The following is a 17,460-nucleotide window of genomic DNA, read 5'->3' as shown; positions in this document are numbered from 1 at the left end:
ATGGCAGGTGTGATGCAGTCACCGGCTGCGCCCCGCCGCAGCGAAGTCCTGGCCGCGCTGTCGCTCGCCATCGACCTGGGGCTGGGGCAGCCGATGGAGCACATGCTGCGTGCGTCCCTGCTGGCGCTGCGGATCGCCGGGGCGGCGGGCGTGGACGCCGCGGGCCAGGGCAGGATCTACTACGCCAACCAGCTGGCCTGGATTGGCTGCCACGCGGATTCCTTTGAACTGGCCGCGCTGTTCACGGACGATATCGGCTTCCGCGCCGACTATTACCGCCGCGACCAGCACGGCCTGCCCATGTACGCCGGCATGTTCAGCCACACCGGCGCCGGCCTCCCGCCGCTCCCCCGCCTCGCCCGGTGGACGCGTTTCGCCGCGACAGGCAGCGGCGCGGTACGCACCATGATTGCCTCGCACTGCGTCTCCGCCGGTGTGCTGGCCAGCAGTGTAGGGCTCGACGACGGCGTGGCAGGACTGCTCACCCACACCTTCGAGCGGTGGGACGGCAAGGGCCTGCCGGAGGGAGTCGCGGGGCCGGACATCCCGCTCGAGATGCGGATCGTGCACCTCGCGGACACCGCCGAGGTCTTCCTGCGGACGGAAGGCGTGGCCGGGGCGGTGTCCATGGTGCGGGCTCGACAAGGCAGCCAGTTCGATCCCGCACTGGCCGGACTGTTCATCGAGCAGGCCCAGGCTCTCACCGAAGGACTCCTCGACGTCGACTGCTGGCAGGCGGCCCTTGACCTCGCTCCCACGGACGCTCCCCTGTCCGGCAGCCAGCTGGACACGGTGCTGCGCGCCATCGGCGACTTCGCTGACCTCAAATCCCCCTACACCGCCGGACACTCCCGCGCCGTGGCAGCCCTCGCGGCCGCCGCAGGCGACGAGCACGGGCTGCCCCCGGACGACGTCAGGGAGCTCCGCCGCGCAGGATGGGTGCATGACCTGGGCCGTTTGGGGGTGTCCAACCAGGTGTGGGACAAGAAGGAGCCCCTTTCCGCGCTGGAGCTGGAACGTATCCGCATGCACCCGTTCCTGGGCGAGCGGATCCTCAGCCGTGTACCCGGGCTGAAGGGTGAGGCGGCGTTGACCGGTCTGCACCATGAGCGGCTCGACGGGTCCGGTTATCCGCGAGGGATTGGCGGAAGCGAGCTGGGGATCAAGCAGCGGATCCTGGCGGCGGCGGACTCCTACCATGCCTCCGTGGAGCCACGCCCGCACCGGCCCGCGCTCACCCCGGCTGACGCGGCTGCCCGGCTGCGGCAGGAAGTTTCTGCGGGGAGGCTCGCCGCCGGAGCGGTGGAGGCCGTGCTCGTGGCGGCCGGCCAGCAGCCCCGCCGCCCGCATTCGGCCGCAGGTGGGCTCACCCCGCGGGAAGTGGAAATCCTCGGGATGCTGTGCCGCGGCCTGACGCCGGCCCAGATCGCAGACGCCCTCTTCCTTTCCCGGAAAACAGTCCGCAACCACGTGGAGCACATCTACACCAAGATCGGCGCAACCAACCGGGTGGGGGCTACCTTGTTCGCGATCAGGAATGGGCTGACCGAGTAGCGGACGTGCCCCGCTTGGGCAGTCCGCGCTGGCCCGGGCACGTCCCTTGAGACTATTGGCTGAGAAGCCGCCACAGTGACGTGACTTCGGCCGACCGCGCCGCGAACAGGGGATCGTCGCGGTCCGATGCTTTGGGATGGGTTGGCTTGGTGTCCAGCCGCTCCGTCACCTTCAGCCCGGCCGCTTCGATGGCGGCCAGCAGGTCCGCGCGCGAACGCAGGCCCAGGTGCTCGGCCAGGTCGGACAGGACAAGCCAGCCCTCACCGTCCGGCTCCAGGTGGCCGGGTAGTTCGTTCAGGAAGCGGAACAGCATCCTGCTGCCGGGGTCGTAGACGGCGCTGTCCAGGCTGGAATGCGGCGTGGCCGGAATCCAGGGCGGGTTGCATACGATCAGCGGTGCCCGTCCGGGCGGGAACATATCGGTCAGCACTGCCTCCGCTCGGTCCTCGACTCCGAGGTTCCGGAAGTTCTCCGCGGCGCAGGCGATGGCACGCGGTTCATTGTCCGTCGCCACCACGCGGCGGACACCGCGGCGGGCGAGGACGGCGGCGAGCACTCCGGTGCCTGTTCCGACGTCGAACGCGAGCGTGTCAGCGGGCAGCGCGGCCGCTGCCACGAGATCCACATACTCGCTGCGGGTGGGAAAGAACGTGCCGTAATGCGGATGGATGCGGTCCTGCAGGGCATCGACGTAGACCCCGGTCCGGCGCCACTCGTGGGCGCCGATGGCCCCGACAAGCTCGTGCAGGGACACCACGGAAGATTCTCCTATGTCTCCGTACGCTGCCGCGGCGGCTTCGCGGATGTCCGGTGCGCGGCGCAGCGGCACCACCGGGCCCGGATCGAGGGGAATCAGCAGCAGGCCTAGGATTCGTGCACGGTGCGAGGCGGCCTGCCGGTGCCGATAGAACTGCTCGGCAGGGGTGCCGCTGGCCTTCTTTCCGGCGCCTATCCGGCGGTCCAGGGCGTTGAGGATCTGCCGCGCGTTGTGGAAGTCTCCGTGCCAGAGCATCGCGATCCCCTGTGATGCCATGCGGTACGCGTCGTCGGCCGTGAGGGCGTCGCCCACCACCTCCACCCGCCCGGGCGCAGGCCTGCCGTTGGCCGATCGCCACCGCGCGGCCATCCCGGTGCCGGCGTCCATCCAGGTCACGTGCCCGGCCGCCGCGGTTGTGTTCAAAGGTGTGGGGTCGGAGGGCGGGACTTCCGCCGGAGCTGGGGTGCCAGTAGGGATGAAGATCCGTTCCAAGATGTTGGGGCGATCAGATTCGGGCCGATTGCAGCGGGGGTTCGACGACGTCGAAAGGGGAGGCTGCCAGAAGTCCAGACCGTCCGCCGGCAGCAAACGCGGGCTTGGTCAACGGGGGGAGCTGAAGCCCTTGACCTACTGTGTCAGGGTACAGGTAAACCTGCGGATTCCCCTCTGGACAAGAAATAGTCTGTGCATAGATAATCTTTGTATAGACCATCTTCTGAGGAGGACACCATGTGGGAATACGAGCACAGCATCGAAACCGACGCCACGCCAGAAGCCGTCTGGCGGCTCTGGTCCGACGTCGAGAACTGGGGCGCCTGGAACGGGGAGATCGAGAAGATCGAGATCAACGGCCCCTTCGCCGAAGGCGCCCAGATCCTGATGACGCCCCCGGGGGACGATCCGATCCCCCTGGTCATCGCCGAGGCCGTCGAAAACGAACGGTTCGTGGACGAGGCCCGCTTCGGCGGCCTGCTCCTGCGCACCACCCACCGCATCGACCCCGCCGGCCAGGACCGGATCCGGGTGGTGTACCGGATGGAGATCACCGGCGACGGCGCCGACGAGGCCGGCCCGGAGATTGGGCCCGGCATCACCGCCGACTGGCCCGAGACCATGGCCGCGCTGGTCAAGATGGCCGGCGGCTGATGCCGCTCAACCCCGGCGAAAGCCCCGGATTCCTGCTCTGGCATGCCACGCTGCGCTGGCAGCGGGACATCGCCGCAGCACTGGCCCCGCTCGATCTCACCCACGTCCAGTTCGTGCTCCTCGCCTGCGCATGGTGGCTCAACAACCAGGGCGAGCACCCCAACCAGCTGGCCCTCGCCAGGCAGGCGGGCACCGACGTCAAGATGGCCTCCCAAGTCCTGCGCGCCCTGGAGGGCAAGGGACTCATCGAACGGGAAGTCGATCCGGCGGACACCCGGGCCAAACGGCTGCGCGTCACCAGCGCCGGAGCCGAGCTGGCTCCCCGGGCCATCGCCGCCGTCGAACTCGCTGATGCCAGGTTCTTCGAACCTGTTCCCGTGGACGATGCCGTGTCCCTGCTCCGGCGCCTGGCCCGGCCCGAGCTTGGCACACCGCCCACGGCCGTCGCTGACCGCACGCAACCCGAGGCACGGTCTAGGTAAGAACGGCGGGTTCCGAATCTGCCGCCAGCAGGCGAAGGAGCGGACCGGCGTCGTCCACGGATTCCAGGCCCAGCACCAGCCGGCTGATGGCTTTCACGCGGTCGCCAGGCAGCCTGGTGCCGGCCAGCCCCTCGAACTTGCCGATGGTCTCCTGGTCGCTGAGCCGGTTGGTGGCGGCCCCCTTTGCCTTGACCGCCTGCACCCCGAACGAATCCGTATCAGTCTGCACGCTGAGGAAGGGCTCGGCCGATCCGCCGTGCTGTTCCGGGTCCACTTCCACGTGGATGCGGCCCATCAGCTCCCTCAGCCGGGGATCGTTCCGGCCCTGCTCCGCCACCTGGTCCAGTCCCACGGTGCCGTGCATGAGCGCGGCGGCGAGGGCGAACTGCATGCTCAGCTGGGTCGAGACGAGGGAACGGACATCGGCGGTGCCGCACATGTCCGCGATGAGGGCGCTGGTCCGCACCGTGATCTTCTGCGTTACCTCCGCGGTGATCCCCCGGTCACGGAGCTCCAGGATCGCGTCAATGGCCGAGTGGGTGCTCCTGCAGGTGGCATACGGCTTGATGGACGCGCGCTGGACCTGCCAGTCCTCCCCCAGCGTGTCAAAAAGTCGCGACTCCTGGACATCGCCCGGCTGGCCGTAGAGCTTGAGGAAGCTGCCCCACGGCGCAGAGAACACATCCCGCGGCCCCGTGAACCCGGCCTTGGCCAGCAGCGCACTGTTCAGACCGGCTTCGGCCGCGCGCCCCACATGCATGCGCTTGGACATGGCCCCATCCCCGATGAAAGCCCAGGTTCCGCCGGTGAAGGAGCCGGCCAGGCCGATGGCGGACACCAGTTGCGGCGCATCAAGCCCCAGGACCACACCCGCCGCCACCGCGGCCGCGAACGTGCCGGTCACCCCCGTGGAATGCCAGCCCTGGTTGTTCACCGGGTCGTAGCCGCCCAGGGCGTCCTGCACCCGGCGCCCCACCTCATACCCGCTGACGACGGCGTGAAGGAACCTTCCGCCGTCAACTCCCGTGCCGCCGTCGTCCGCTCCGCCCGCGGAACCGCCGGCCCGGACGGCCAGGGCGGCCAGCGCGGCCGGAACCACCACGGCCCCGGAGTGGTCGCACCCGCCGGAATCGTCCAGCTCAAAGGCGTGGCACGCCACGCCGTTGACGAAGGCGGCCGCCAGCGGCGGCAGCCCGGCGGGCGTGCCCCACACCGGCGAGCCCGTTCCGGGCGACGGGGTTCCGTGCGCTGCGGCGAGCGCTGACCTGCTGAGGTGGACTTCCCGCGACGCCGCCCCGGCAATGCCTGCGCCCAGGGTGTCCAGCAGGTGGAGTTTCGCCCGGTGCAGGACCTCGGGAGGGATGTCCGCCGGACGCAGTGCCGTGAGAAAGTCCGCTATGCGTTCGGATGCTGTCAGCTCTGGGCTCATGCCGGGGTGCCTTCATGGGTGAGGGAATGGAAGATTTCTGCCGGGTGCGAAGGGCTGTTGGGCGCAGCGGTCTCCCGCCACCACCGGGCCACGTCCCCGCCGGTGGCGTGCCAGACGTCGCCGTACGCGTGGACATGGCCCAGGAACTCCCGGAGCATCCCGATCCGCCCGGGAGTGGCGATGATCTCCGGATGCAGGGTCAGGACGAAGCAAAGCCCTTCGGCGCGGTAGGCCTCGAATTCCAGGATCCAGTTGCGCAGCACCTCCCGGCTGGACGCGATCCGCGGACTGCCCTTGGGGATGGGCGGGTCAAGGTTGAAGACGAAATAGGGAAAGTCGTCCAGTTCGTGGTGCCGTGGGACCTCGACGAGTCCTGCAGCGCGGCCGGCATGGAAATGGGGCAGGTCGTCGCCGTGCCACGAGGAGGACCAGGTGAACCCCAGGTCCAGCAGTTCAGCGGGCAGGCCGTGCGCCATTGATCCGCGGCCCGCCCGGAAGCCCTGCGGCCGCACGCCAAGGAGCGCCTCGAAAGCGTCCTGGCCCCGGCCGATGCTGTCCAGTTGTTCCGGCAGCGTCTGCAGCCCAAGGTCCTCCAGCACCCAGCCCATGTTGGCAAGTTCATGCCCGGCGGCCGCCACGGCTTCAACCTGGCGCGGGTAGGTGCCGAGGTTGGCCCCGGGAATGAACCAGCTCGCCGTGGTGCCCGTGCGCCCAAGCTCCGCCAGCAGCCGGTCCACGCCGCGGGTGGCGCCGTACTGGCCAACGGACAGGCTTTTGGCGCGGTCGACGGCGTCCGGCGCCGCCGCGAGCACCGACAGTTCCGCTTCAAATCCGACGGTGACCACGAAGGCGCACCGGTTCGCTCCGGGCCAGCGGGCCGCCGGCGGTTCCTGCGTGAACGTCATGCTGCCTGCTCCGTTCCGTGCTGTTGCTGCCACCAGGTGGCGATCTCCGTGCAGGTGCCGAACCATACGCCGTCGGCATCTTTCATGTGCCGGATCCAGCGGTCCAGGAGCGCTGCCCGGCCGGGCTTCCCCACCACCTTCGGGTGGAAGATGGTGGAAAGGCACAGCCCCTCCGCGTGGTACCCGTCAAACTCCCTGGTCCAGTTGTCCAGGGTGGGCTCGTAGCCGGCGATCCGGTCTCCGCCGGAGGGCCAGTCCGGGTTGGTGGTGTAGGCAAGGGAGGCGTAGTCGTCCATGTCGGACCTGGCCGGGATCTCGATGAGCTTCCCGCCGGTGTGGAGGTACGGCCGGTCATCGCCCCGCATGGAGCTGGAGTAGAGGAAGCCCATCTCCGCCAGCAGGGCGGGCGTCTCGGGACGCCAGTCACCGGACGGGGTCCGAAAACCGACGGCCGTGGTGCCCAGGACGTCCTGGAAGATCCGCTGGCTGGCCTCGATCACCTGGCGCTGTTCGTCGGTACGGAGGTCCCAGTACTTTTCGTGTTTATAGCCGTGGTGTGCTACTTCGTGGCCGTGCTCCACGATCCGCCGGCACTGTTCGGGCCAGGTTTCCACCACCCAGGCGGGGGTAAAGAAAGTTGCCGGGACCTGATGGGCGTCCAGGAGCCGGAGGATCCGGTCCAGGGCCCGCCATGGCCCGTAGGCACCCTGGGTGAAGTACTCCGGCCGGGTCCAGATGGTGCCTTTCAGCATGGCATCGCCGGTGGGCCCGTCGAGATCGAAGGCCAGGGCGACGGCGCTGCGCTTGCCTTCCGGCCACCGCACCGCCGCCCCCGCCTCCATGGACTGCTGGCTCACTTAACCCCGTTGATCTCGGGCTTCATGGCACCGTAGCCGATGCCCCACTTGTCCAGGATCTTCTGGTAGTCACCGCTGTCCGTGACCTTGGTCAGGGCGTCCTTGACGGCGTTGGCCAGCTGGGTGTTGTCCTTCTGCATCAGGATGCCGAAGGGCTTGGCCGGCAGCGGATCGAGCACGGCCGCGTACTTTCCGGGATCGGTCTTGTCGAAGTAGGCGAGGTTCTCGGCGCCCTGGGCGGCGAGGTCCACGCGCCCCTGGTCAATCTGCAGCCGCGCGGCCGCACCGGAGTCCGTGGGCAGGATGCTCAGTTCCGGGAGGCCCTTGTCCGTGCAGATGGTCTTGCTCAGCGTTTTCACCTGTTCGAAGTAATCGGTCTTGCCGCTCACCGCGAGGGTCTTGCCGCAGAGATCGCTCTCCTGCTTGAACTCGCCGGCCCGGGTGCCCGAAGTGTAGAGGCGGCCCTGAGACTTGAAGTAGTCCACGAAGTCGGCCGTCTTCTGCCGTTCCACGGTGTCCGAAATGCCGGACATGACCAGGTCCACGCGGCCGGTCTGGACGGAGTTGATCAGCTGGTCAAAGGGCGATTCCACCACTTCGACCTGAACCCCGAGCGCCTCGCCCAGCTTTTGCTGCAGCTCGATGTCCACGCCGGCCAGCTTCTTGTCGGAGTCGCGGAACTCCATGGGCGGGAAGTCCGGGGACAGGCCGATCCTGATCTTCCCGGCGTCCTTGATGGCCTGGGGCAGGCCGGTGGTGCCGGCACTGGTGTCCGCGGTGGTTTCGGCGCCGCCGACGCAGCCTGTGAGGCCGAACGCTGCAACTGCGGTGATGGCCGCAACGCGGGCGGCCGTGGTGAACTTCTTCATGGATGGCTCCAAAGGGGTTGGGGTGATGTTTAGAAGACGCGGGAAAGGAAGGCCTTGGTCCGCTCGTGCTGCGGGTTGCCCAGGACCTCGGCCGGGGGGCCGATTTCGACGATTTCGCCGCCGTGCATGAACGCCACACGGTCGGCCACTTCCTTGGCGAAGCCAATCTCGTGGGTCACAACGATCATGGTGAGGCCGGATTTTGCGAGGTCCTTCATGACGTCCAGCACTTCGCCCACCAGTTCGGGGTCCAGTGCCGACGTCGGCTCGTCAAAGAGGATCAGCTCGGGTTTCATGGCCAGGGCCCTGGCGATCGCCACGCGCTGCTGCTGGCCGCCGGAGAGCTGCCGCGGATAGGACCCTTCGCGTCCTTCCAGGCCCACGCGGGCCAGCAGTTCGGAGGCGTGCCGTTTGGCCTCGGCCGGTTTGACCTTGCTGACGAGGACCGGGCCTTCGATGATGTTTTCCAGCACGGTCATGTGGGGGAAGAGGTTGAACCGCTGGAACACCATGCCGATGGACCGGCGCTGGCGGGCGGCTTCCTTGTCGGAGAGCTCAAAGAGGCGGTTGCCGTCCTGGCGGTAACCCACCACCTTGTCCCCTACCCAGATCCGCCCGTTGGACAGCGTTTCCAGGTGGTTGATGCAGCGCAGGAAGGTGCTCTTTCCGGACCCTGAGGCACCGAGCAGGCAGACCACCTCGCCGCTGTTGACCTCGAGGTTGATGCCCTTGAGGACCTCGTTGAGGCCAAAGCTCTTGTGGACGTTTTCGGCGCGGACCAGAACGTTGGTGGTCATGACTGTGCCTTCCTGTTGGTACCGAAAATGCTCGACAGCCGCTGGACGGGCGTCATGGGCAGCTGCCGGCTTGAGGATCCCTTGGCGAAGAACCGCTCCAAATAGAACTGCCCGATGCTCAGGATGGACACGGCGCCCAGGTACCAGACGGCGCAGACGATCAGGAGCTCCATGATCCGGTTGTTGACGTAGTAGATGTGCTGGGCCTCGGAAAGGATCTCGCTCACGCCGATCGCGGAGGCCAGCGACGTGGTCTTCAGCATCCCGATGACCTCGTTGCCCACCGGCGGAATGATGACCCGCATGGCCTGCGGCAGGACAATCCGCCGCATGGCCTGCAGCCGCGTCATGCCCACAGCCTGCGCGGCCTCCGTCTGCCCCTCATCAACGGAGAGAATGCCGCCCCGGACCACCTCGGAGGTGTAGGCGCCCTGGTTCAGCCCCAGGCCGATGGAGGCGGCGACGAAGGGGGTCAGGAGGTCGATCATGCGGCCCGAATAGAGCCCCGGGATGCCGATCACCGGGAAAATGAGGGCCAGGTTGAACCACATCAGGAGCTGCAGGTACACCGGGGTGCCGCGGAAGACCCAGATGTAGAGCCACGCGACGCCCGAGACCACCGGGTTCTTCGACAGCCGCATCACGGCGGTGACCACGCCAAGGACCAAGCCGATCGCCATGGCGACGGCCGTGAGGACCAGGGCCACGCCGATCCCCTGGATCAGCACGGGAACGGCCAGGTATTGCTGGACGGTGGGCCAGTTGATCTTGGCCCGTGAGAAAGAAACGGCCAGCCAAACCAGGAGCAGCACCACGGCCGCGGCACCAATCCACCTCCCGATATGGCGGCGCGGGACGATTTTCAGATCTGCCGCTGCAGTGCCTGTGATGCCGGGCGCTGGTTGAGTCTTCATGGCGTTTTCCTGATCGTGGAGGGTTTCAAGGTCACCGCGGGGACCGGCGTTGGTGGGCGCCACGGGTCAGCCCGCTGCGCCGGACGGGACGCGAAGCCCCTGGTAGTCGGCCGCCCAGCTTCGTGCCTGGTCCAGCTTCGCCCGGAGCCGCGTCAGTTGTTCGGCGACTCGTTCCGGGGCGGTACCGCCAAACCCGGAGTGGGCCGCAAGGGCAGCTTCAAGGGTGAGGACCTCCCTGATATCCGGCGTCAGCCGCGAATCCACGGCGGCGAGCTGGTCATCAGTGAGGTCGTCGTAGTCCAGGCCGTGTGACTCGCAGAAGCGCACCAGCGCTCCTGAAATCTCATGCGCCTCGCTGAAGGGAATTCCCTGCCGCGCCAGCCAGTCGGCAACCTCGGTGGCCAGGGTGTAGCCGGCCGTTGCCTGCCGGCGGACCTCCTCGACGTTGACAGAGAACGTCCGCACCAGCCCCGACAAGGCAGGAAGGGCGACCTCGATGGTCTCGACCGCGTCGATGACTGCGTTCTTGTCCTCGGCAAGGTCCCGGTTGTAGGCAAGCGGGAGCGACTTGACCGAAGCCATCAGCCCCATGAGGTCCCCCAGGACCCGGCCTGCCTTGCCCCTGGCGAGTTCGGCGATGTCCGGGTTCTTCTTCTGCGGCATGATCGAGCTGCCGGTGCAGTAGGCATCGTCCATGGTGATCCACCGGAACTGCTGGGATGCCCAGGAAATGATCTCCTCGCAGAGCCGCGAGATATCGATGAGCGTCAGGGAGCAGACGAACAGGAACTCGATGGCGGCATCGCGGCTTCCCACGGCATCGATCGAGTTTTCCGCGCTCGAATCGTAGCCCTGGTCCCGGGCCGCGAGTTCCGGAGACAGGGCGAAGGTGGAGCCGGCCAGCGCCGCCGCGCCCAGGGGCGAGACGGCTGCCCTGCGGTCCCAGTCCCGGAACCGGTCCAGGTCGCGGACCAGGGGTTGGGCGTGGGCCAGCAGCTGGTGCGCGAACACAACCGGCTGCGCCGACTGCAGGTGGGTGAATCCCGGGACCGGTGTGTGCAGGTGCCGGTCTGCCTGGGAGCCCAGCGCCTCGGCCAGTTCGACCAGGAGGTCGACGATCAACCGGACTTTGTCCCGCATGTAGAGCCGGAGGTCGTTGGCGGCCTGGTCATTGCGGGAGCGGCCGGCGCGGATCTTCCCGCCCACCGGCCCCATGCGTTCGATCAGCAGCCGCTCAAGGAAGGTGTGGACGTCTTCGTCCGCTTCCTGCGGGTGGACCAGGTCCGCGTCAATGTCCCTGGCCAGGAGGTCGATCGTGTCGAGGAACAGCGCGAGCTCGGCGTCATCGATGAGGCCGGACCGGTTGAGTTCTCGCACGTGCGCCCGGGAACCGTGCAGGTCGTAAGGGGCCATCCGGAAGTACCGCGGATCGGACCGTGAGAAGCGGGAGAGCTCGGGACTGGAGGCGCCAGCAAACCGGCCGCCCCACAGCTTTGTCTGTTCTTGCATATGCGTATGGCTCCTTGGTAAGTCTGCCGGGGAAGTGATCCGTATCACTTGGTGCAACGAAAGTATTTCTGGGGTAAACCCTAGCTGTCAATGATTTCCGCTTTGTTTCGCAGCTATTAATTTGATGACGCCGATTTCTAGACACCGGTTTCAAGAGATAAATCATTGCGGCTGAGACACCGGTATCCTGACCACCCCTCCGCTCCAGGTGACCGGAGAACCTGGTGTTTGTTACGGGTCCGGAAGGCGCGACGGTGCACCCGGGCACGCTGAAGGAACAGGACGTCACGCGGCGCAGGAGCCCCCGGAGGAGCTGCCCTGCCGTTACGCGCGTGCGGGAATTTTCGCCACGGAGCCACGCTCCGTGAACGTGGCCGGCAGCAGATGGTCCCTCTGGTCCGGACCCGAGTGCTCGATCCGGCCAACCAGGACCTCCGCCGCCTTCAGCCCCAACTCATAAGCGGGCAAGGCAACGGCAGTCACCTCGGGGCTGCTGACGGTCATCCACTCAGCGTCGTCCAGGCAGACCAGGGAAATGTCCCGGGGAACCTCCATGCCTGCCTCCCGGATGGCTTGGAACGCCGGCAGCGCCAGGCGGCTGTAGGAGGCAATGACGGCGCTGGGCCGGTCAGGGCGGCGCAGGAGGGAGGCAACAATTTCGTGGGCCCGCTCCGGGGACATGGCGTCGGAAATGAACTCGTACCGGATCCCCGCTGCCCGGGCCGACGTGCGGACGGCGCGCACCCTGTCCGCGATGGTTGAAATCGGCAGTGGATGCCCGGATTCCAGCTCCTCCGGCGTCTTTGTGGTGGCAGAAAGGAACACGATGTTCGTGTGGCCGCGGCCGATGAGGTACTCCATGACCGCGGTCGCGTCGGCATAGCAGTCCGTCCCCACCCAGTCGGCTTCCACGTTGTCCGGACGCCGGTCAAAAAGGACCAGCGGGCGGCCCATCCGCACCACGTCCAGCAAATGCGCGGAGTCGCTTCGACTCGTGGAGGCTACGATCAGCCCATCCACCCGCTTGTCCAGGAACACCTGGACGGCCGCCCGTTCCGCATCCAGGTTCTCGTCCGTATTGGCCAGAATGACGTCGAACCCGGCTGCCTTGGCGGCATCGGTCATGCCCCGGACGGCTTTGGCGAAGTGTGGATTCTCGATGTCGCTGATGACCACCCCAATGGTGTGCGAGCGTCCCGAACTGACGCTCCGGGCCAGGGCGTTCCCCCGGTAACCCAACGCTTCGGCAGCCGCCGCCACCATCGATTGCAGCTCATGGCTTACCGAGCCGTAGCCGCCAAGGGCCCTGGCCGCGGTGGACCGGGAGACGCCGGCCATGCGCGCGACATCCAGCAAAGTGGCGCTGCCATACCGTCGAGATTCCATTCAAGAAATTTACCCCAGAATTTCCGGCTCAATGGAACGCGGTCTATTGACACCGGTTTCATCGATTTGATCAGAAGCGGTTGTCGATTGTCCTCCGGGAAGCGATGGCCTCCCGCCGGGTCACCGCCCACGCTCCGGCCGGCCGAGGCCCCGCACGCACTGAGTGATCTCAAGATTCGCGCAATTAATCCCCGTCATGGATAAATCCCCTTCCCCGCCGCAGCACAGGTCCCTATGGTGTTCAGACAAGCTCGCCCAAGGGGGTCCCTCTTGAAATTCACGGATGAATCTTCAGGCACCAGCTGCAACGCATCGGATGCGGCAGAGCACGCAAGCACGGCCAAACCACCCGTGTCCCAGTTACTGGTGCCAGCGGCACCGGCAACCCACCCGCGGCCTGTCCCCGCTCCCCCACGCACCAGGCTCGCGCCCATCCAAGGCCAGCCTTCCAGGGCCAGGAACCGGGAGCATGAGGTACGGCGCCTTATCCACGATCTCGCCGCCCTCGCGTCAAGGCAATGCCCGCAGTAGTTTCCCACCAACGTCCAGGCTCCATGAGAGGCTTGATGGACAACTCACATGGGGGACACTGTGGATATTGCGTGGATGCTGTTGAATGCGGCTGTAGTGCTGGTGCCGTTGGCGCTTGGCGCAACACTTTTGTATTGGATCGTCCGGCTGGCCGTGAAGCATGGCCTGCGGTCTTACTACGCGCAGGGCAACCGGGAGCCGGGCACGGTCAGCCCGGCATCCCGGACTGAGAGCCGGGCTTAGCCCAGCGCCGAGGGCGGCTGCTCGGGCCTTTCGCCACTGTTGCCGCTTCCGGGGCAGGTGTGTACTGGACCTGCCACCGGCCCATTCGGGCTTCTCCGGTGGCGGAAGGTGGAGGAACCCATGCCCGGCAAACCCAAAGCGTCGCTCTTCGCGGGAGGCTGACGTGGCCCAACCAGCAACGCTGCAATTCCTTGGCGCAACGGATACGGTGACAGGTTCCAGGTACCTGGTCCGTTCCCAGGGGCACCGCATCCTTGTGGAGTGCGGCCTCTTCCAGGGCTACAAACGCCTCCGCGACCGCAACCGCGTCCCGTTCCAGGCGAGCCCGGCAGCCATTGATGCCGTGGTCCTCACCCACGCCCACCTGGACCACAGCGGGTACATCCCCGCCCTGGTACGCGACGGATTCCGCGGGCCGGTCTACGCCACACCGGGCACCACTGAACTGTGCAAGCTCCTGCTCCCGGACAGCGGCTACCTCCAGGAGGAAGAAGCCAGATTCGCGGACCACAGGTCATCCTCCACGCACCATCCGCCCGCACCCCTGTACACCGCAGAAGACGCCGTGCGCTCCCTCAACAGCTTCCGGGCCCAGGAGTTCGATGTGACGTTCGGCCTGCCCGGCGGCATCAAAGCCACGTTCCTTCCCGCGGGCCACATCCTCGGTGCCGCCCAGGTGCACCTCGACGTTGCAGGACACACCATCCACTTCACCGGTGACCTGGGCCGCGCCCATGATCCCGTCATGTACCCGCCCCGCGGTCTGGAACCGGCGGATGTGCTGGTCACGGAATCCACCTACGGCAACCGGGAGCACCCCCAGGGCGATCCCGAAGCCGAGCTCGGCGCCATCATCAACCGGGTCAGCAAGCGGCAGGGCGTGGTCATGATCGCCGCATTCGCGGTGGGGCGCGCCGAAACCATCCTGCTGCACCTCTCGCGCCTGCTGGCCAGGCATGCCATCCCGCCGATCCCCATTTACCTGAACAGCCCCATGGCCATCGACGCCTCGGACATGTACCACCGCCACCGTGCGGAACACCGGCTCAGTCAGCCCGAGTTCGAGGCCATGTACAAGGTTGCCCAACCGGTGCGCAGTGCTGACGATTCCAAGCTGCTGAACCTCCGCGGCGGGCCCATGATCATCATCTCCGCCAGCGGGATGCTGACCGGCGGCAGGATCCTGCACCACCTCGAGGCCTACGGGCAGGACCGGCGCAACGCCATCATCCTCAGCGGCTACCAGGCCGGCGGTACCCGGGGAGCATCCCTGGCTGCCGGGGACACGCACGTGAGGATCTATGGCCGGGACGTGCGGATCGAGGCGGAAGTCATCCAGATCGAAGGACTCTCCGCGCATGCCGATGCGAACGAACTGATCCAGTGGATGAAGGCCGCCCCCAAAGCACCGGCCATGACCTATGTGACGCATGGGGAGGCGGACGCGTCTGACGCCCTCCGGGCCCGCATCAAGCGCGAACTCGGGTGGAAGGTGCGGGTGCCGGAGCACATGGAAACCGTCTCGCTGGAGCGGCCGCACTAATACACTAAAGAGCGCCGCCCTGCCTGACCGGGACGGTCTTCCGCCGCCCGTTTGCGGACGTTCCCGCGACCCCCGACGACAGGACCGCGCCCATGACCCTCATTCTCCGCAACGTCCGCCCCTGGGGCGGGGACGCCTCAGACGTGACGCTCGACGGCGGGGTGATCACCGCCGTCGGGCCCGTTGCCGTGGAACGGGCTGCTTCGGCGGGCGCGGGCACTGCGCCAGGTGCCGGCGTCGTGGACGGGCGCGGCCGGATCCTGCTGCCGTCTTTTTCCGACGTCCATGTCCACCTCGATTCGACCCGGCTGGGGCTGCCGTTCCGCCCGCACACCGGAACGCCCGGGGTGTGGAACATGATGCTCAACGACCGGAACAATTGGCGCGACGCGGAAGCCTCCATCACCGAGCGGGCCACGCACACGCTGGGCGCGATGATCGGGCGCGGCACCACCCGGGTGCGCAGCTACGCGCAGGTGGACGCCGACGCCGGGCTGGAGCGTTTTGAGGCGGTCCTCGCCGCCCGGGAAACGCACCGGGGCCGGGCGGACGTTGCGGTGATCGCGTTTCCGCAGGCCGGGCTGCTGCGCGAGCAGGGAAGCGCCGAGATACTGGACGAGGCGATGAAGCTCGGCGCCGACGTGGTGGGCGGGATCGACCCCTGCGCGCTGGACCGCGACCCCGTCAAGCACCTGGACATCGTCTTTGGCCTGGCCGAAAAGTACGGCACGCCCGTGGACATCCATCTGCACGAGCCGGGCCAGCTGGGGCTGTTCAGCATCGAACTGATTTTGGAGCGCACCCGGGCGTTGGGTATGCAGGGGATGGTGACGCTCTCGCACGCCTTCGCCCTCGCGGACCTGCCCGACGGCCAGCTGGACCTGCTGCTGGCGGAGATGGCCGAGCTGGATGTCTCCGTGGCCACCGTTGCTCCGGCAACCCCGCTGCCGCTGGAAAAGCTCACCGCCGCCGGCGTCCGGGTAGGCCTGGGCGAGGACGGCCAGCGCGACTACTGGTCCCCGTACGGCAACGCGGACATGCTGGACCGGACCTGGCAGCTGGCGTTCACCAACAGGTTCCGGGCGGATGAGCTGATCGAGCACTGCGCGGCCGTGGCCACCATCGGCGGGGCCAGCGTCCTCGACCCCGCCGCACCGCGGCTTGGTTCCGTGGCGGACCGGCCCGGCCTCGCAGTGGGAGACCCGGCGGACCTGGTGCTGTTGGAGGGCGACACCGTCACCGCTGCCGTGATGGACAAGCTCCCCCGCCGTACCGTGATCCACCGCGGCACCGTGGTGGCGGACGGGCTGCAGCTGGCCTGAGCTACTCCCCCATGCCCGGGTGGACCGGAACGTAGTCCACGGTGTTGCCGGAGTTGGTCCGGCCGGCAGGGGCACGGTTGAACCCCCGCGCGTCGAGCCCGTTCTTCGCCCGGAATTCCGCGAGCGCAGCATCGTAAGCGTTGTTGAGGGTCCGGCCGGAGAATTCACCGGCACTGCCATCGGTGAAAAGGATCCGGATGCGGACGCTGGCGGGGTAGTGCCGGCTCATCCGGATAAAGCCTTCGGCGTCCTGGTGCAAGGTAATCAAGGGAAGCTGCTTTCGGTCGTGGGAGCAGCCTCAAGTCTGCCACCCCTTCGCAACGCCGGACGGCGGCACCCCGGTTCCGCGGCCGGCAACGGTCCGGCGCATACTGGAAGGGCCGCCCTCACCACGCGAGCATCCCCTCCGGACCCGGACCACGAAAGGCACCCGCATGCCCGCCAGCACTTCCCCCGCCAATCCGGCCAAACTGCACCTGGTGCTCATGCTGGTCCTGACGTTCTCCACCGGGGTGCTCGACGCCGTCGGCTACCTGGGCCTGGACCGGGTGTTCACGGCGAACATGACCGGCAACGTGGTGATCCTGGGGATGGCCCTGCTGGGCGCCGACAACCTCCCGATCCTTGGCCCCATCGTGGCACTGGCCGGGTTTATGACCGGCGCCCTCATTGCCGGCCGGACACTGCGGCCCACAAAGTCCGGCTGGAACCACCGCACCACCGTCCTTCTGGCGGGCGTCAGCACTGTCATGGCCGTGGTGGCCATCCTCTTGCTCAGCGGCGCGAACCCCAGGAGCAGCGAAACCGCCACCGTGGCCATCACCGGCACCCTGGCGGTTGCCATGGGCGTGCAGGCCGCCACCGCCCGGCATCTCAACGTCAAGGACGTCCCCACCGTGGTGGTCACGTCCACCATCACCGGACTGGCCGCCGATTCTCACCTTGGCGCCCGGACGCACCCTTTTTGGGGCCGGCGCCTTGCCGCAGTGGGCCTGATCATGGCCGGAGCCGCGGTCGGCGCAGGCTGCGTGCACCTCCACCTGGGCCTCGGAGTCCTGTTGACAGCGCTGCTCACCCTCTGCGTCGCCCTGTTCGGGCGGACCACCGTCCCCAAGCACGGGCATGACGCGGCGACGGCGGCACCCAGCCCGGGTGCCGCCGTCGAAAGCCCTCCGAAGAGCACTGCGTAGGCGTGGACTCTGCGGTCATCCCGCCA

The 17,460-nt window shown here is 67.5% G+C and carries 17 protein-coding genes; 7 read left to right on the top strand and 10 right to left on the bottom strand.

From position 1 onward, the window contains the following. Positions 1–12 precede the first annotated feature (12 nt). Positions 13–1,554, top strand: a complete 1,542-nt coding sequence (locus ACFVVC_RS18315) for an HD domain-containing phosphohydrolase (RefSeq protein ID WP_387456609.1) — start codon at positions 13–15, stop codon at positions 1,552–1,554. A gap of 52 nt (positions 1,555–1,606) precedes the next feature. Here the strand turns inward: ACFVVC_RS18315 and ACFVVC_RS18310 are convergent, their stop codons facing one another. After that, entirely contained in the window at positions 1,607–2,734 is a 1,128-nt protein-coding gene (locus tag ACFVVC_RS18310; protein WP_387456441.1) for a methyltransferase, read from the bottom strand. 306 nt (positions 2,735–3,040) lie between these two features. On the opposite strand from ACFVVC_RS18310, the gene ACFVVC_RS18305 reads away from it, so the two are divergent. Next, a complete protein-coding gene (locus ACFVVC_RS18305) occupies positions 3,041–3,457 on the top strand; it encodes an SRPBCC family protein (RefSeq protein ID WP_387456438.1) in 417 nt (138 codons plus the stop codon). After that, positions 3,457–3,939: a MarR family winged helix-turn-helix transcriptional regulator gene (locus tag ACFVVC_RS18300; RefSeq protein WP_387456435.1), complete on the top strand. Its 483-nt coding sequence runs from the start codon at positions 3,457–3,459 to the stop codon at positions 3,937–3,939. The genes ACFVVC_RS18305 and ACFVVC_RS18300 overlap by 1 nt, the downstream gene beginning before the upstream one ends. Here ACFVVC_RS18300 and ACFVVC_RS18295 read toward each other — a convergent pair. From ACFVVC_RS18295 to ACFVVC_RS18260, 8 genes are all read right to left on the bottom strand, one after another. Next, a complete protein-coding gene (locus ACFVVC_RS18295) occupies positions 3,932–5,368 on the bottom strand; it encodes an MmgE/PrpD family protein (protein ID WP_387456432.1) in 1,437 nt (478 codons plus the stop codon). The two genes, ACFVVC_RS18300 and ACFVVC_RS18295, sit on opposite strands and share 8 nt — an antisense overlap. Beyond that, positions 5,365–6,273, bottom strand: a complete 909-nt coding sequence (locus tag ACFVVC_RS18290; RefSeq protein WP_387456430.1) for a polysaccharide deacetylase — start codon at positions 6,271–6,273, stop codon at positions 5,365–5,367. The genes ACFVVC_RS18295 and ACFVVC_RS18290 overlap by 4 nt, the downstream gene beginning before the upstream one ends. Further along, on the bottom strand, positions 6,270–7,130 hold the full coding sequence (locus ACFVVC_RS18285; protein ID WP_387456427.1) for a polysaccharide deacetylase: 861 nt from the start codon (positions 7,128–7,130) through the stop codon (positions 6,270–6,272). The genes ACFVVC_RS18290 and ACFVVC_RS18285 overlap by 4 nt, the downstream gene beginning before the upstream one ends. Continuing rightward, complete coding sequence (locus ACFVVC_RS18280) at positions 7,127–7,999, bottom strand: ABC transporter substrate-binding protein (RefSeq protein ID WP_387456425.1); 873 nt, start codon at positions 7,997–7,999, stop codon at positions 7,127–7,129. Before ACFVVC_RS18280 ends, ACFVVC_RS18285 begins: the two co-directional genes overlap by 4 nt. Positions 8,000–8,028: 29 nt before the next feature. Next, on the bottom strand, positions 8,029–8,796 hold the full coding sequence (locus ACFVVC_RS18275) for an amino acid ABC transporter ATP-binding protein (protein WP_387456422.1): 768 nt from the start codon (positions 8,794–8,796) through the stop codon (positions 8,029–8,031). Then, a complete protein-coding gene (locus tag ACFVVC_RS18270; protein WP_387456420.1) occupies positions 8,793–9,710 on the bottom strand; it encodes an amino acid ABC transporter permease in 918 nt (305 codons plus the stop codon). Before ACFVVC_RS18270 ends, ACFVVC_RS18275 begins: the two co-directional genes overlap by 4 nt. 66 nt (positions 9,711–9,776) lie before the next feature. Then, positions 9,777–11,219 (bottom strand): argininosuccinate lyase, encoded by a 1,443-nt coding sequence (gene argH / locus ACFVVC_RS18265; RefSeq protein WP_387456417.1) that lies wholly within the window; start codon positions 11,217–11,219, stop codon positions 9,777–9,779. A gap of 324 nt (positions 11,220–11,543) precedes the next feature. Further along, complete coding sequence (locus ACFVVC_RS18260; protein WP_387456414.1) at positions 11,544–12,605, bottom strand: LacI family DNA-binding transcriptional regulator; 1,062 nt, start codon at positions 12,603–12,605, stop codon at positions 11,544–11,546. 579 nt (positions 12,606–13,184) lie between these two features. On the opposite strand from ACFVVC_RS18260, the gene ACFVVC_RS18255 reads away from it, so the two are divergent. From ACFVVC_RS18255 to ACFVVC_RS18245, 3 genes are all read left to right on the top strand, one after another. Then, positions 13,185–13,379, top strand: a complete 195-nt coding sequence (locus tag ACFVVC_RS18255; protein WP_387456412.1) for a hypothetical protein — start codon at positions 13,185–13,187, stop codon at positions 13,377–13,379. Between the two features lie 163 nt (positions 13,380–13,542). Then, the gene (locus ACFVVC_RS18250; RefSeq protein WP_387456409.1) at positions 13,543–14,922 is read left to right on the top strand and encodes an MBL fold metallo-hydrolase RNA specificity domain-containing protein; all 1,380 of its coding nucleotides are present in this window, start codon (positions 13,543–13,545) and stop codon (positions 14,920–14,922) included. Between the two features lie 92 nt (positions 14,923–15,014). Beyond that, a complete protein-coding gene (locus ACFVVC_RS18245; RefSeq protein WP_387456406.1) occupies positions 15,015–16,244 on the top strand; it encodes an amidohydrolase in 1,230 nt (409 codons plus the stop codon). A 1-nt stretch (position 16,245) separates the two neighbouring features. On the opposite strand, the gene ACFVVC_RS18240 is transcribed toward ACFVVC_RS18245, so the two are convergent. Next, complete coding sequence (locus ACFVVC_RS18240; RefSeq protein ID WP_387456403.1) at positions 16,246–16,512, bottom strand: hypothetical protein; 267 nt, start codon at positions 16,510–16,512, stop codon at positions 16,246–16,248. A gap of 166 nt (positions 16,513–16,678) precedes the next feature. Between ACFVVC_RS18240 and ACFVVC_RS18235 the strand changes: the two genes are divergently transcribed. Further along, on the top strand, positions 16,679–17,434 hold the full coding sequence (locus ACFVVC_RS18235; protein WP_387456400.1) for a YoaK family protein: 756 nt from the start codon (positions 16,679–16,681) through the stop codon (positions 17,432–17,434). Positions 17,435–17,460: the final 26 nt, after the last annotated feature.

It is taken from the genome of Pseudarthrobacter sp. NPDC058196, from assembly GCF_042882685.1.
GTDB lineage: Bacteria > Actinomycetota > Actinomycetes > Actinomycetales > Micrococcaceae > Arthrobacter.
This window is presented reverse-complemented; position numbering and strand designations above follow the sequence as displayed.

Excerpts from the sequence above, each read along its gene's own strand:
- ACFVVC_RS18315 (WP_387456609.1), top strand. The coding sequence starts at position 13 with ATGCAGTCACCGGCTGCGCCCCGCCGCAGCGAAGTCCTGGCCGCGCTG.
- ACFVVC_RS18305 (WP_387456438.1), top strand. The coding sequence starts at position 3,041 with ATGTGGGAATACGAGCACAGCATCGAAACCGACGCCACGCCAGAAGCC.
- ACFVVC_RS18300 (WP_387456435.1), top strand. The coding sequence starts at position 3,457 with ATGCCGCTCAACCCCGGCGAAAGCCCCGGATTCCTGCTCTGGCATGCC.
- ACFVVC_RS18295 (WP_387456432.1), bottom strand. The coding sequence starts at position 5,368 with ATGAGCCCAGAGCTGACAGCATCCGAACGCATAGCGGACTTTCTCACG.
- ACFVVC_RS18290 (WP_387456430.1), bottom strand. The coding sequence starts at position 6,273 with ATGACGTTCACGCAGGAACCGCCGGCGGCCCGCTGGCCCGGAGCGAAC.
- ACFVVC_RS18280 (WP_387456425.1), bottom strand. The coding sequence starts at position 7,999 with ATGAAGAAGTTCACCACGGCCGCCCGCGTTGCGGCCATCACCGCAGTT.
- ACFVVC_RS18275 (WP_387456422.1), bottom strand. The coding sequence starts at position 8,796 with ATGACCACCAACGTTCTGGTCCGCGCCGAAAACGTCCACAAGAGCTTT.
- ACFVVC_RS18270 (WP_387456420.1), bottom strand. The coding sequence starts at position 9,710 with ATGAAGACTCAACCAGCGCCCGGCATCACAGGCACTGCAGCGGCAGAT.
- argH (WP_387456417.1), bottom strand. The coding sequence starts at position 11,219 with ATGCAAGAACAGACAAAGCTGTGGGGCGGCCGGTTTGCTGGCGCCTCC.
- ACFVVC_RS18260 (WP_387456414.1), bottom strand. The coding sequence starts at position 12,605 with ATGGAATCTCGACGGTATGGCAGCGCCACTTTGCTGGATGTCGCGCGC.
- ACFVVC_RS18255 (WP_387456412.1), top strand. The coding sequence starts at position 13,185 with ATGGGGGACACTGTGGATATTGCGTGGATGCTGTTGAATGCGGCTGTA.
- ACFVVC_RS18245 (WP_387456406.1), top strand. The coding sequence starts at position 15,015 with ATGACCCTCATTCTCCGCAACGTCCGCCCCTGGGGCGGGGACGCCTCA.
- ACFVVC_RS18235 (WP_387456400.1), top strand. The coding sequence starts at position 16,679 with ATGCCCGCCAGCACTTCCCCCGCCAATCCGGCCAAACTGCACCTGGTG.